The following is a 14,257-nucleotide window of genomic DNA, read 5'->3' as shown; positions in this document are numbered from 1 at the left end:
AATTCCTGCGCCCAGGTCCGCCTGGGCGCGCCGGTTTTGCGGGGACCTCGTCAGCTCACCCGGTGGTAACCGCCGGGCACGCCCTCCGGCGACAGGACCCATTGCCACAACTGCAGCTCCCGGGCCCGGAACGCACCGGCGCACGAGAGCAGGTAATAGCGCCACTTGCGCTGGAACGGACGGTCCAGCCGGTCGGCGAAACGCGGCCAGGCGGCCTCGAAGTTGGCGTGCCAGGCCATCAGGGTACGGTCGTAGTCGGCGCCGAAATTGTGCACGTCCTCGGCGATGAACAGGCCATCGATGGCATCGCCGATCTGGCCGATCGAGGGCGTCTCGCCGTTGGGGAAGATGTGCTTGTCGATCCAGCGGTCCGGTGTGGCATCACGCTCGTTCTTGCCGATCGTGTGCAGCAGGAACAGGCCCTCCGGAGACAGGCAGCGCCGGGCGACCTCCATGTAGTCGCGGTGGTTCTTGTGGCCCACGTGCTCGAACATGCCGACGCTGACGATGCGGTCCACCCGGCCGCCGAGGCTGTCGCCGTCCAGCTCGCGGTAGTCCTGCAGGCGGAATTCCAGCGGCAGCCCGGCGTAGCGTTCCTGCGCGTAGCGGGTCTGCTCGGCCGACACGGTCACGCCGATGCATTCCACGCCGTGGCGCTCGGCGGCGTAGCCCATGAAGCTGCCCCAGCCGCAGCCGATGTCCAGCACCCGCATCCCCGGCTGCAGTCCAAGCTTGCGGCAAATCAGCTCGAGCTTGGCCTCCTGCGCGCCGGCCAGGTCGGTGGCGTCCTTCCAGTAGCCGCAGGAATAGACCATGCGCGGGTCCAGCATCGCTTCGTAGAAATCGTTGCCCAGGTCGTAGTGGGCCCGGCCGACCTGCCAGGCCCGGGTGCGGCTCTGGCGGTTGAACATCCGCACCTGCAGCGCGTGCCAGGCGATGCGGGCAGGGTGGACCTCGCGATCCAGGTGCGCGCGCAGCAGTCGCTCGAAGAAGACATCGAGTTGTTCGCAGTCCCATGCACCGGCCATGTACGCCTCGCCCAGGCCGAGGTTGCCCTCGGCCAGCGCCCGCTCCAGTGCGGCCGGGTCATGCAGTTGCATGTCCCAGGGGCGGTCGCCGTTGATGCGGATATCCGCCTTGCCCAGCAGGCCGGCGACCAGCTGTTGCGGGGCGGTATCCAGGGCCGGGGCGGGAGCCGGTGGTGGCGGAGCGGGAACACGCGGCGGCGGAACGGGCGTCTGGGAGGACGGAACCGGAGACGGGCTCGACATGGCAGCAACCTCAAGCAGGGGTCGCGGTGAATCCATCACATCGTCGTGCTTCCAGCATTCGGCTCGCGACGGTGCCGATCGCTACCGTCTCATCCTAGCGCTGCGCTGGCCGGTCGGCAAAGCGGTTCTTGGCGCTGAACGCAGTCATTCGAGCGCGACGCCGTCCTCGTCGGGGCGCACCGCTTCCGGACTCACTTTCTCGATGCTGTGACGCAGCTCGCGCCCCAGGATGAAGCGCGCGTCGCGCGCCCAGGCTTCCAGCGGCAGGTCGAACACCAGCTTGGCGTTTTCGTCCAGCCGCACCAGGCCGAGTTCGCGCAGTTTCTGGATAAAGCCGCGGAAAAGCGTCTTGTCGAAGAACTCCGGCGCGGCCGGCGCGTACAGCAGGCTCAGGCGCTGTGCGGCCAGTTGGCACAGGCTCTCCAGCTGCCCGGTGGACAGCGTGCCGCTGCCGTTTTTCACCAGCACCGAGATGGTGATGTAGTAACGCTCGAAGGCCTGCTGCAGCGAGTGGCCGATGGCGCGCAGGCGGAAGACCTCGTCGGTCTGGCCGGCGTTGCGGGCCAGCACGCCGCCTTCCTCCTCGTTGACGCGCTCCAGCAATCCCTCGCGCACGAACACGTCGATGGTGCGGATCAGCCGCTGGACGAACTCCTCCTCGCTCCAGGGCAGGAACAGTTCGGCCTGCAGGAACGGGTAGACGCTGCGGCCGAGCCGGAGGACGCTGTCCTGCGCCATGCGGCGATTGTTCTGGAAACAGCAGGCGATCCACGAGGTCGCGGTGAACAGGTGGACGACGTTGTTGCGGAAATAGCTCAGCAGTACCGCCTGGTCGCCGGCCACCAGCAGCACGTCGCCCAGCGGATGCGCGGTGCGGGTCAGCACGCCGATGTCCTCGCCGTGGGCGATGATCTGCGCCGGCGTGTGCGGGGTCACCGTCGTGCGGTCGGAGTAGGGCAGCTCGGCCAGCAGGGTCTTGGACAGGGCGATCTGGGCGAGCAGGTCGCCTTCGCCCATCGCGTGCTTGGGCGTGGACAGCAGCGCCAGCGCCAGCAGGTTGATCGGATTGACGTCGGCGGCGCGGTTGACGTTGACCTGGATGCGCTGGGCCAGCGCATCCACCGCCCCGGACAGCCACGCCGGCTTCTCGTCATCGCCGAGCGCCTTGCCGTCCCAGTCGGGCGCGTGCGCGACCAGCACCTCGTCCAGCTTGATCGGTTCGCCGAAGTTGACCACCACCTGGCCGTAGTTGGAGCGCAGCACCTTGGGGATGCCGCCCAGCAATTGCCAGATCGACTCGCCCTTTTTCGGCTTGCCCGACAGCTCGTCCAGGTAGCTGTTGCCTTCCATCAGCTTCTCGTAGCCGATGTAGACGGGCTGGAACAGGACCGGACGGGTGGGCTGGCGCAGGAACGCGCGCACCGTCATGGAGACCATGCCGCCCTTGGGCGGCAGCAGGCGGCCGGTGCGTGAGCGACCGCCCTCGACGAAATACTCGATCGAGTAGCCGCCCGAGACCAGCTTGGCGACGTACTCGCTGAGCACGGTGGAGTACAGCGCACTGCCGCGGATGCTGCGACGGATGAAGAAAGCGCCGCCCTTGCGCAGCAGGGTGCCGATGACCGGCAGGTTGAGGTTGATGCCGGCGACGATGTGCGGCGGCACGATCCCGCGGGTATAGAGCAGGTAGCTCAGCAGCAGGTAATCCATGTGGCTGCGGTGGCAGGGCACGTAGATCACTTCATGGCCGGGCGCGACCTGCTTGAGCTTGTCCAGGTGGTGGACCAGGACGCCGCGGTAGATCCGGTTCCACACCGGGGTGAGCAGGAAGCTGGCCGAACGCACCACCGGGTGGGAATAGTCCGCGGCGATCTCGTAGGCGTAGCCATGGGCCTTCTTCCACGCCTCGCCGGCGGTGGAATTGTCGCGCCGCGCCTGGTCGGTGATCGCGTCCTTGACCGAGTCGGTGGCCAGCACCTTGTCCACCAGCAGGCGCCGGGTGGACAGATCCGGCCCGATCACCGCGGCGCGGATACGGCGGAAGTGCGTGCGCAGCACGCGCGAGAGCTTGCGCACGGTGCGCTCGGCCGGCAGGTCCTCGGCGATGATCCCGCGCAGGCTGATCGGCGGCGCGAACCGCACGGTGGTGCTGCGACCGTTGAGCAGGATCGCCAGGAAGCGGCGGAAGCGGCCCACCAGCGCCCAGTTTTCCGAGAACAGCACCGAGAACCAGCCACTGGTCTTGTCCGGCGCACGGCCGACGAAGATCGACACGGGCACCAGTTGCACATCCAGCGCCGGGTGGTCGCGATGCGCGTCCAGCAGGCGTGCCAGCGAGGTGGAGTGGCTCTTGGAGGTGGGTTGCTGGGGGCTGAGCGGATGCTGCAGCGGTCCCAGCGCGCTGGCGTTGCGCCGCGACAGGGCGACGTAGGCGCGCTTTCGACCCAGCGGGTCGCCGGGCAATGGTTGCAGCGGCGAGGGCAGGCCCTGGCTGCGGCAGGCCTGGTCGAGGATCAGGGCGTTGGACATCCCGTAGTGCTCGATCACGTAGCACACGGGCTTCTCGCCCAGTTCGGGCGCATGGCTGAGCGGGTTGGCCGGCTCGACCGTGAGGGAAATCCACGGCGACAGCAGCCCTCCCAGCATCCGCGCCCACCAGGGCCGACGCCCGGTGGCGCGCGCCACGACAGGTGCGGTCGCTTCCCCGGCGTCCGCGGACTCCGAATCACCGCCCAGGGTCGTGCCCGGCTCGAACGCGCCGGGGGACGCCCGCTCGCCGGCGGACTCGAGGCTGGGGACATCGTCGTGCGTCATCGCCGCGTCGTCGGACGCGGTTCGCTCCTCCGGGGAGGATGGCAGGGAGGGCTGGTTTGGCATCGGCGCCATTATGCCGGTTCGCTGGCCGCGACCGCCGCTCAGTGCGGCAGGGGCCTCGACCGGGCCTCGCGCGCTGCCGGGGTGGCTGCAGGGGAAGGAGCCGCCGCCTCCTGCTCGGCGTGGCGAAGCAGGTTGCTCAGGTACCAACGACCGTCGCGGCGCTCCAGTGCGATCTGCGCATCCACCGTCGCGCCCGCCAACGGGTAGGACAGACTGACCTGCGCCGTGTCTCCGGTCTGTTCGATCAGGCGCACCTGGGCGCCATCCAGGGTCGCGTTGATATCCAGGCCGTACGCGTCCAGGACGCTTTTCAGGCGGGCCAGCAACGGACCAAGCCGGGTCAGGCTGCGCTCCATGCCGGCCTCGCGCAGCGCGCCCGGATGGCCGAGCCCGGTCAGGCGGGCGGCGGCGACCAGTTGGGGAACGGCGGCTTTGGCCAGCGCCGGATCGGCAAGGGGGGCGTTTTTCCCCCAGGTGCTGAGCGCGACGATCAGCTGCACGTAGTGCTCGCGCTCCGCGTCGCTGTAGCTGCTGCTGCGCTCCACGTATTGCGCCGCAAACAGGCCCAGCGTGGAGGCGGCAGTGCGCAGTTCCCGCCCGGCGCCGGCGAACTGGCGGCGAAAGGCGGCCAGCAGGGTCTTCTCGGCGTCGGGTTCGGCCAGAGTGATGATGAAGCCCGGCAATTGCTCGCTCAGCGGCAGTTCCGACAGCGGCCAGGTGGTGCGGCCCTCCGACCACGCCATCGCCATCTCCTGATGCAGCTTTGGCGGCAGCGCGTGATCGGCGTAGGCGACCAGGTCATTGCCGCGCAGGTCCTTGACCAACTGGTTGACCGCTGCCACCGGGGTGTCACCGGTGGTGGCACCGGATGCGGCTTGCGGATGCCGGCTGCAGCCGCCGGCGAGGATCGCTGCGGCCAACACCGCCGCCGCCGCGGACGCGGCAATACTGCGTGGAGTCAGGATCATGCGTTGCGGCTCCCCAGTCGCAATCGGCCATCTTCAAGCTCGACGGCCGGGCCTACAAGCCAAGCCGGTCGCGGAATCACCCTTTGGCCTGCGGGAAGCGCGGCTGGATCAGTCGCGCGCATCCAGTGCACGCTGTTTGGCCGCGCGTTGCGCCGCAGGCGGCAGGCTCCAATCGTTCTCGAACAGGGCCGGCTGCCAGTCGCCGTAGCTCGGGTTGGCCAGCATCCACCAGCGCTCGCCGAACCACTGGCCGTACTGTTCCAGCAGTTCGGCGCGCTTCTGGGGCGTGTTGGGACGCGGCTGCACGAAATCGCCGAGCTGGTCACCGAACTGCATCAACACCCGGTAATGGCGGCTGACCCACTGCCGCCGACAGTGTTTCTCGCTGCCCGAGGCCTGCTGGCAGCCCTCGACCGGCATGCCCTTGCCCAGATACACGGACTCGTCGGCGACCGGGAAGCCAACCGCGCGCAGGTTGGCCAGACTGGCCGTGCGCTGGTCCAGGGTGCGGTTGGAAAGGTAGATCACGGTGATGCCGCGCGCATCGGCGGCCTGGGCGAACTCGACGGCCCCGGGTACCGGGCGCGCGCTCTGCTCGGCGACCCATTGCGCCCAGGTCGCGTCGTCGTAGGCGAGTCCGGAGCGGATCAGCCGGACCTGGTAGGGCGAGTTGTCCAGCACCGTCTCGTCGATGTCGACCACCACCGCCGGCTTCAGGCCGGTCGCGGGAACCACGCGGTCCGCCGGTACCAGGGCATCCCATTGCGGGTCGGCCAGCGCGGCATCCAGCTGCGCCAGCGCGGCGCGGTAGGTCTGCATCGCATTGGCCCGGTATTCCGCCGAGGTCTGCATCCAGGTGACCGCATGCAGATTGTCATCGGCCGCCGGTGCCGCCGAACTGGCGCTGCTGGGGGAACCGACCGGCTCCCGGTCAGGCACGGCAGCCGTGTGCTGGCAGCCTGCGAGCAGCAGCAGCGTCGCCAGCAACGGCGAAGCAGACACGTATTGGCGCATGGGCAATGACCGCAATGAACGGGAGGGTCAGTGTAGCCGAGCCGGTAGAACCGGCCGTGCGGACAAAAAAAAGACCCCGGCCGAAGCCGGGGTCGTGGTCCATCTGTGGGGTGTGGCGTCAGTCCACCTGCATCAGTTCGCGCGCGCCTGGATGGTCATGCCGCTGTAGCTGCCGGTCACCAGGATGTAGTAGGTGGTTGCCGGCGGATTGCTCACGCGGATGGTCTCGTTGTTGCCCGGGCGGGTCGACTTGAAGTCATGGGTGTCTGCCGTGGGCGCCTCGCCGGCGCTGACATAGACACTGGCGTTGCCGGTGCCACCGTAGGTCATCAGGTTGAACAGCCGGGTACCCTCGGGAACCTCGAAGCTGAAGAGCGTCTCGGTGCCAGAGGTGCCCGACAGGTTGCCGACCGGAACCATGTTGGTCAGCTCGATCGCGTCGGGCGCGCACTCTTCCACCGCCGGGTCACACGGGACTTCCATTGCCTTGGCCAGAGCGGCCGGGGCGTCCAGCAACCCGCTGCCGATCGGCTTGTCCGGCGTGGCCGGGAACGCACGCGCGCTCTGGACCAGGATCGCCTCCAGCTCGGCGGGCGTCTTCGGCGCGCCGCCGGCGGCGACCACCGCGCTCTGCACCAGCGCGGCAACACCGGCCACGTGCGGTGACGCCATCGAGGTGCCGGCCATGCCCATGTAGGTGGGCTCGCCTTCTTCGGGTGAGGTCGGCGAGTCGTTGGCCGCCTGCCACACGTAGCCGTTGGGGTTGCCATCCACACCGCCGCCGCCGCCCGGGCCGGTCAGGTCGATCTTGGCGCCGAAGTTGGAGTAGGACGCACGTCCACCGGTGATGCGTCCGGCGGCGACCGAGATCACGCTGTCGCAGCTGGCCGGGCTGAAGTTGGCCACTTCCGAGTTGCTGTTGCCCGCGGCGACCACGACGGTGGTGCCCAGGGCGACGGCCTTGTTGATCGCCGTCTGGCTGATCGCTTTGCACGAGCCCGAACCGCCCAGGCTCATGTTGATGATCTCGGCCGGGTTGGGGTTGGTCGGCACGCCCGGAACCTCACCGCCAGCCGCCCAGACAATGGCGTCGGCGATATCGGAGGTGTAGCCGCCGCAGCGACCCAAGGCGCGGATCGGAAGCACCTTGGCGTTGTGGGCAATACCCGCCATGCCGATGCCGTTGTTGGTCAGCTCGGCCACCGTGCCGGCGACGTGCGTGCCGTGGAAGGAGCTCTCGCCGACCTGGCAGCGGGCGGCATCATCGTTCCAATCGCCGTAGTCGTGCGCACCCGGCACGCGCTCATCGGTGGGACGACGGGAAACCTCCTTGTCGCTGATGAAGTCGTAGCCGAACAGCATGTTCCCGTCCATGTCGGGATGCTCGACGATGCCGGTGTCGATCACCGCCACCACCACGCCCTCGCCAGTGGAAACGTCCCACGCCGACGGGGCGCGGATGCCGCCCGCATTGTCCTGCAGGTGCCAGTTGTACTGGGCGTAGTAGGGGTCGTTGGGGGTCAGCTGCGGCTGCACGTCGGTCTTGATGCGCGCGACGCCGGTGTGCTGCATCAGCTCGTCGATTTCCACCGAGGCGACCGCCGGATCGGCCTTCAGCTCGCGCACGAGGTTGTTGAGCTCGGCGGTACCCAGCTTGCGGTCCAGGCGGATCAGGTCGGCGCCAACGGCGAGCTTGCGCATCAGCATCGCCGACGGCGCCGTGCTGCCGGTGCGGGCCGAAGCGGAGGTCATGGAGCGGCTGCGTGCGGCGGCATTGTTGACGGTGCGCAGCTTGACGGATTTGGGGGCTGCCGCGTCGCGATAGGTGACGATCAATCGCGCGCCTGGAGCGGCGGCGGTGGCGGCGCTGGGCGCCTCACGGGTCTCCAGCTTGGTGGAGCTGGCGGCCATCGCTGCGGGGGCGGCGAGGGTCACGGCAACCGCGGTGGCGAGCAGGCTGATGCGGAACGATGGGTTCTTGCGAGTCATCTGGTTCTTCCTGGTTGTGGTGTTTGTCAGGTCTTGCGCGAAGCAGGGGTGGGAACAGTTGCGGGATCAGGAGAAAAACTAAGCGGGAACAACATTTCAAATACGGTGCTGGCGTCGCGGGCCGGAACCCGCGACGCCCCAGCCTTACCAGCCGAAGCCGACACCGGCGCCGACGGAGGTGTCGTCACCGCTCATCGCGCCGCCGAAGGTGACCGTCGCGCGGTCCGACAGGGCCCGCTGATAGCCCAGCGAAAGCGCGGTCTGGCCGCCCTGCACGCCCACGCCCACGCCGACCCGGTTCTGCGTCCGCACTCCGGCGGCACTGGTGGCCATGTTCAACATCGCTGCGCTCATCGCGCCCATCTGGTCGAAGCGCTTGTCGACCTCGTAGAAGCGATCGTTCACTTCACCGCGGAGCATGTTGAAGTCGTCCGTGATGACGGTCATGCGCTGGTCCGTGTACGCCTTGGCCGAGTTCAGCGCGTTGGTCGTGCTGGTGTCCGTGTAGTTGTACGACGCGTTCAGCGTCTGCGTGGCGGTGGTGTCGGTGTAGCTGCGCGACGCATCCAGCGTCGCAGCGTTGCCGGCCTGCATCTGGCCTACGTTGACGGCATCGCTGGCCTGGGTGCCGGCAGCGACGTTGGTCACCCGGCGCTGGTTGCCGGCCGAGCCCACCGACACCGTGTTGGCTTCGTCGGCGACCGAACCCTGGCCGAGGGCCACTGCGCCCTTCGCCGATACCGCCGCCCCCTGGCCCAACGCCGTGCCTTCGCTGGCGGTGACATCCGTGTCGGCGCCGATAGCGACCGCGTTGCTCGCGGCGGCATCCACGTTGCTGTTGTTGCCCAGCGCGGTGCTGTTGGCAGCGCCGACGAAAGCGTGGTTGCCGATGGCGGTGTCATTCCCGTCGACGGCGACGCTGCCTTCGCCGATGGCGAGGCCGGCGGAAGCGACGGGCACGGGCTCGTCATCCAGGCCGATGGCGATGGGGCTGGGGTCGTAGCCGTTCCCGGCGTTGGAGCCCGGCCCCTGCGGTCCCTGCGGACCCTGCGGCCCCTGCGGGCCGGTCGGGCCCGTTGGCCCAGTGGGACCCGTTGGGCCGGTCGGCCCCTGCGGACCTTGTGGGCCGGTATCGCCGACGATGCTGTCACCCTTGGGACCCTGCGGACCGGTCGGTCCGGTGGGGCCGGTTGGCCCGGTCGGACCGTCCGCGCCCTGCGGTCCGGTCGGCCCGGTTGGACCCATCGGGCCCTGCGGACCTGCCGGGCCCTGCGGTCCGGTGAAGTTGTCAACGCTGTTCTGCAGCGAGGTCAAGCGTCCATCCACGGCGGAGAAGGCATCGCCCACGTTGCCGTACGTGTTGCCCTGGATCATGTAGCTGGGTGCGCTGAACACGCCGCCGGAGAAGCCGGCGCCACCGCCCAGGGCGCTGGCCATGGCGCCCATCTGCGCCATGTTGGCCGCGTCGGTGTCCATGCTGCCCGCGGCGACATTGGTGATCTGCCGCTCGTTGCCGCTGCTGCCGACCGAGACCGTATCGGCTCGGTCCGCATAGGAGCCGGCGCCCAGGGCGACACTGCCGTCGGCTTCGGCAAGGCTGTCAGAACCCAGTGCGGTGCTGTCCTCGCCGTCCGCGACCGCGGCACTGCCGAGCGCGCTGCTGTTGTAGCCCGTTGCTGCGGACAGCCCGCCGACCGCGGTCGTGAAGTCGCCGCTGGCTTCGGCAAATGCCCCGACGGCCGCGGACGCCAGTCCAGTGGCGATCGACTCCGCGCCGACTGCCGTGGCGAAGCCGCCGCTGGCCTCGGCGAGGAAACCCACTGCTGCCGACTCAACGCCGCTGGCGTATGCCTCGGCGCCCAGTGCGGTCGCAGCGTCGCCGCTGGCCACGCTGTAGAAGCCCGACGCGGTGGATTCCACCCCGGATGCCTCGCTTAGTGCGCCGGTTGCCACGCCGCCATCACCGCTGGCGACGGAACCCGCTCCCGTTGCCGTGGCCAGATAGCCTGACGCTTCGCTTTCCGAGCCGGTCGCGGTGGCGAGCTCGCCCGAGGCGCTGCTGTAGGCGCCGGTTGCCGTGGCCCCTTCGCCCGCCGCGGCACTGCCGGCACCGTAGGCGCTGGCGCTGTCGGCTGCGGCAACGGCGTTGAAGCCGCTGGCAGTGGCTTGATCACCCAGCGCGGTGGCGCCGGAGCCCATCGCGCTGGCACCTTCGCCGATCGCAGTGCTGCTGGCGCCCACTGCGACCGTGTAGTCACCTTCGGCCAGGGCGTCGCTGCCGGCGGCGACCGCATTGTCCCCATCGACCAGGGCCTCGCCTTCACCGCTCGCCTTGAACAGGCGACTGGTTTCGTCGGCGACACCGGCGATGGCATTGAGCTGGCCCAGGTTCACCGCATCGTTGTCCTCGGTACCCGCAGCGACGTTGGTGATCTGGCGCTCGTTGCCCACATCGCCCACCGAGACGGAGTTCTCCCGGTCGGCGTACGAGTCGGCACCCAGGGCAACGCTGTTGTCGGCCGTGGCCATTGCCGCGTTGCCCAGAGCCGTGGTGCTGTAGCCCGGGGCCCAGGCGCCGCCGCCGACGGCGGTGGAGTAGGCGCCCGACGCCTCCGACGGGAGGAACCCGAACAGGGCGCCACCCACGGCGACACTGTTGGTGCCGCTGGCGATGCTGGAACTGCCCACCGCGGTGCTGTCGGCACCGCTGGCGGACGCGCTGGCGCCCACCGCGGTGGCGTAGTCGCTGCTGGCCTCGGCGCCGTAGCCGATCGCCGATGACAGGAAGCTGTTCGCGCTGGAGTAGCCGCCGATCGCGCTGCTGCCGTCGCCGCTGGCCTCGCTGCGGAAGCCGTTGGCGGTGCTCTGCAGGCCCGAAGCGACGGCCTCGCTGCCGCTGGCGGTCGCGTAGGCAGCCGATGCATCGGCACCTGCACCCAGGGCGGTGGCGCCGGTCTCGGACGCGTTGGCACCGGCACCGATCGCGGTGCTGTCGTCCGCGGCGGCCACGGTGTTGGAGTAGACGGGGTTGCCGTCGGCATCCAGGACCGGGTTGCCATCCTCATCCAGCACGGCGCGGCGTCCGCCGACCGCCACGCTGGAGTTGCCGGAAGCCTCGCTGCTGCTGCCGCTGGCGACGCTGTCGTTGCCGAGGGCGGAAGCGTTGTAGCCGCTGGCGGTGGCGTAAGCGCCGGATGCGAAGGCGCCGCTGCCAAACGCGGAGGCACCTTCGCCAAGCGCGTTGCTGCTGGAGCCGACTGCGGTGGCGTAGTCGGCGCCGGCGTAGGCGTTGCTGCCTGCGGCGACCGCGTCCTCGCCATCGACGATCGCCTCGCTGTCCCCGGTCGCCTTGAAGTACTTGTTGGTCTCCTCCGCGACCGCGGCCACATCGTTGAGCTGGTCCAGGTTCACCGCATCGGTGCCTTCGGTACCGGCGGCGACGTTGGTGATCTGGCGCTCGCCGCCGACCTCACCGACCGAGACGCTGTTCTCGCGATCGGCGACCGAACCGGCACCGAGCGCGACGCTGTTGGCTGCATCGGCGTAGGCGCCGTAGCCCAGGGCGGTGGAGTCCTGCTCGGCCGCCCAGGCCCCGGCGCCCAGCGCGGTTGAGCCGTCAGCGTCGGCGCTGCTCATCCAGCCGATCGAGGTGCTCTCATCCCCGCTGGCCCAGGCGCCGTTACCGAAGGCGGCACTGCCATCGCCGGTGGCTTCGGTGGCGATGAATCCGTACGCGGTACCGCCCACGGCGGTGCTCTCCATGCCGGACGCGTCGGCCGATTCACCGACCGCGGTGCTGCTGGTACCGGCAGCGGCCGCTCCGATACCGACGGCGGTGGCGTAATCGCCGGACGCGTCGGCGCTGTAACCAATCGCGGAGGACAGGAAGCCCGAGGCGCTGGAGTAACTGCCGAGGGCGCTGCTGCCATCGCCGTCGGCCTCACTGCGGAAGCCATTGGCGGTCGCCTGTGTGCCCGCTGCGATCGACTCGCTGCCGCTGGCGGTGGCGTAGGCGCCGGAGGCCTGGGCATCGGCACCCATCGCGGTGCTGCCGACCTCAAGCGCGGCCGCGCCGGAGCCGACGGCGGTGCTGTCCTCGCCAAGGGCCAGCGAGTTGTAGCCGGCGGCAGTGGCACCGTTCGCAATGGCGTTGGCGCCGGCACCGAAGGCGGAAGCGCCATCGCCGATCGCATTGGCGGCTTCGCCGGCGGCGGTGGCGTCATCTCCGTCGGCGTAGGCGCCGGCATCGCTGTTGTCGCTGCCGGTCGCCTTGAAGTACTTGTTGGTTTCCTCCGCGACCGCGGCCACATCGTTGAGCTGGTCCAGGTTCACCGCATCGGTGCCCTCGGTACCGGCGGCGACGTTGGTGATCTGGCGCTCGCCGCCGACCTCACCGACCGAGACGCTGTTTTCGCGATCGGCGACCGAACCGGCACCGAGCGCGACACTGTTGGCTGCATCGGCGTAAGCGCCGTAGCCCAGGGCGGTGGAGTCCTGCTCGGCCGCCCAGGCCCCGGCGCCCAGCGCGGTGGAGCCGTCAGCGTCGGCGCTGCTCATCCAGCCGATCGAGGTGCTCTCATCGCCGCTGGCCCAGGCGCCGTTACCGAAGGCGGCACTGCCATCGCCGGTGGCTTCGGTGGCGATGAACCCGTACGCGGTACCGCCCACGGCGGTGCTCTCCATGCCGGACGCGTCAGCCGACTCTCCGACCGCGGTGCTGCTGGTGCCGGCAGCGGCCGCTCCGATACCGACGGCGGTGGCGTAATCGCCGGACGCGTCGGCGCTGTAACCAATCGCCGAGGACAGGAAGCCCGAGGCGCTGGAGTAACTGCCCAGGGCGCTGCTGCCATCGCCATCGGCCTCGCTGCGGAAGCCATTGGCGGTCGCCTGGGTGCCCGCTGCGATCGACTCGCTGCCGCTGGCGGTGGCGTAGGCACCGGAAGCCTGGGCATCCGCACCCATCGCGGTGCTGCCGACCTCAAGCGCGGTCGCGCCGGAGCCGACGGCGGTGCTGATCTCGCCCGTGGCCTGGCTGCCACTGCCGCTGGCAAGGCTGTTGGTACCGGTGGCGGTGGCGTTGTAACCGCTGGCGGTGGCGTAATCGCCAGATGCGAAGGCGCCGCTGCCAAACGCGGAAGCCCCTTCGCCAAGCGCGCTGCTGCTGGAGCCGACCGCGGTGGCGTAGTCGGCGCCGGCGTAGGCGTTGCTGCCTGCGGCGACTGCGTCCTCGCCATCGACGATCGCCTCGCTGTCACCGGTCGCCTTGAAGTACTTGTTGGTCTCCTCCGCGACTGCGGCCACATCGTTGAGCTGGTCCAGGTTCACCGCATCGGTGCCCTCGGTACCGGCGGCGACGTTGGTGATCTGGCGCTCGTTGCCGGTCGATCCGACCGAGACGCTGTTCTGGCGATCCGCGATGGAGTTGGCTCCCAGCGCGACGCTGTTGTCCGCCGTGGCCTCGGCCAGGTAGCCGAGTGCTGTGGATTCATCACCGCTGGCGTAGCTGCCGCTGCCCAGGGCGCTGCTGCCGCTGCCTTCGGCGTCGGCCGAGTCACCGATGGCGATCGAGTCGCTGCCACTGGCGTCGGCCGAGGCCCCGACTGCGGTGGCACTCTTCGCGCTGGCCGACGAATTGGCTCCCAGTGCCGTGGCGGAGGCCTTCGAGGCGCTGGCGTTGTTGCCGACCGCCGTCGCCTCTTTGCCCGTTGCGCTGCTGTAGGCGCCGATGGCCGTGGCGCCCTTGCGGCTGGCGACGCTGCCCTCGCCGCAGGCCAGTGCCTGGGCGCCGCTGGCGACCGAACCGTTCGCCGGATCGGTGGTCTTGCAAGTTTCCGCGGCCATGACGCCGGTCGAGCTCATCGCCAGCACGGTGGCGAGAGCGGCGTACAGGGGTGCACGACGGGTCAGGGAATGACGCTTGGCATCGGCCGGGATGGCGCTGTTGGGAGTCTTCGAGACGGGCATGGATGGTCTTCTCTCGTTGGGGCGTCAGGTTTGGAGCCCTGCGCGCATCGCACCGGCTCCCCATGAGGGCCGCGTTGTGATCGCGCAGCTGGAGAAACGGCGCGCGACCGCCAAAACGGCGCGCGCTTGATCCCTGCGAAGGTGATCAAGCGCGTAATCCGAAGAGATGACGTC

At 69.4% G+C, this 14,257-nt stretch carries 5 protein-coding genes and 1 pseudogene; all 6 read right to left on the bottom strand.

Going from position 1 to position 14,257, the window contains the following annotated elements:
* Nucleotides 1–50 precede the first annotated feature (50 nt).
* Nucleotides 51–1,181 carry a cyclopropane fatty acyl phospholipid synthase gene (gene cfa, locus INQ41_RS12375; protein WP_228076822.1) on the bottom strand — a complete coding sequence of 377 codons (1,131 nt, stop codon included), beginning with the start codon at nucleotides 1,179–1,181 and terminating at the stop codon, nucleotides 51–53.
* A gap of 234 nt (nucleotides 1,182–1,415) precedes the next feature.
* Complete coding sequence (gene plsB, locus INQ41_RS12370) at nucleotides 1,416–4,085, bottom strand: glycerol-3-phosphate 1-O-acyltransferase PlsB (RefSeq protein WP_407074279.1); 2,670 nt, start codon at nucleotides 4,083–4,085, stop codon at nucleotides 1,416–1,418.
* Between the two features lie 101 nt (nucleotides 4,086–4,186).
* Entirely contained in the window at nucleotides 4,187–5,116 is a 930-nt protein-coding gene (locus INQ41_RS12365) for a hypothetical protein (protein ID WP_193984886.1), read from the bottom strand.
* 108 nt (nucleotides 5,117–5,224) lie between these two features.
* Nucleotides 5,225–6,130: a 5'-nucleotidase, lipoprotein e(P4) family gene (locus tag INQ41_RS12360; protein WP_193984884.1), complete on the bottom strand. Its 906-nt coding sequence runs from the start codon at nucleotides 6,128–6,130 to the stop codon at nucleotides 5,225–5,227.
* Between the two features lie 132 nt (nucleotides 6,131–6,262).
* Nucleotides 6,263–8,119, bottom strand: a complete 1,857-nt coding sequence (locus INQ41_RS12355; protein WP_193984882.1) for a S8 family peptidase — start codon at nucleotides 8,117–8,119, stop codon at nucleotides 6,263–6,265.
* A gap of 144 nt (nucleotides 8,120–8,263) precedes the next feature.
* Nucleotides 8,264–13,876: pseudogene (locus tag INQ41_RS13315) on the bottom strand (ESPR-type extended signal peptide-containing protein); the annotation flags it as partial.
* Nucleotides 13,877–14,257 lie beyond the last annotated feature (381 nt).

Origin of the sequence: Lysobacter ciconiae, assembly GCF_015209725.1 — a bacterium.
GTDB lineage: Bacteria > Pseudomonadota > Gammaproteobacteria > Xanthomonadales > Xanthomonadaceae > Novilysobacter > Novilysobacter ciconiae.
The sequence above is the reverse complement of the archived record's forward strand: the minus strand, read 5'-3'. Positions and strand labels throughout refer to the sequence as shown.

Excerpts from the sequence above, each read along its gene's own strand:
- INQ41_RS12355 (WP_193984882.1), bottom strand. The coding sequence starts at position 8,119 with ATGACTCGCAAGAACCCATCGTTCCGCATCAGCCTGCTCGCCACCGCG.
- plsB (WP_407074279.1), bottom strand. The coding sequence starts at position 4,085 with ATGACGCACGACGATGTCCCCAGCCTCGAGTCCGCCGGCGAGCGGGCG.
- INQ41_RS12360 (WP_193984884.1), bottom strand. The coding sequence starts at position 6,130 with ATGCGCCAATACGTGTCTGCTTCGCCGTTGCTGGCGACGCTGCTGCTG.
- INQ41_RS12365 (WP_193984886.1), bottom strand. The coding sequence starts at position 5,116 with ATGATCCTGACTCCACGCAGTATTGCCGCGTCCGCGGCGGCGGCGGTG.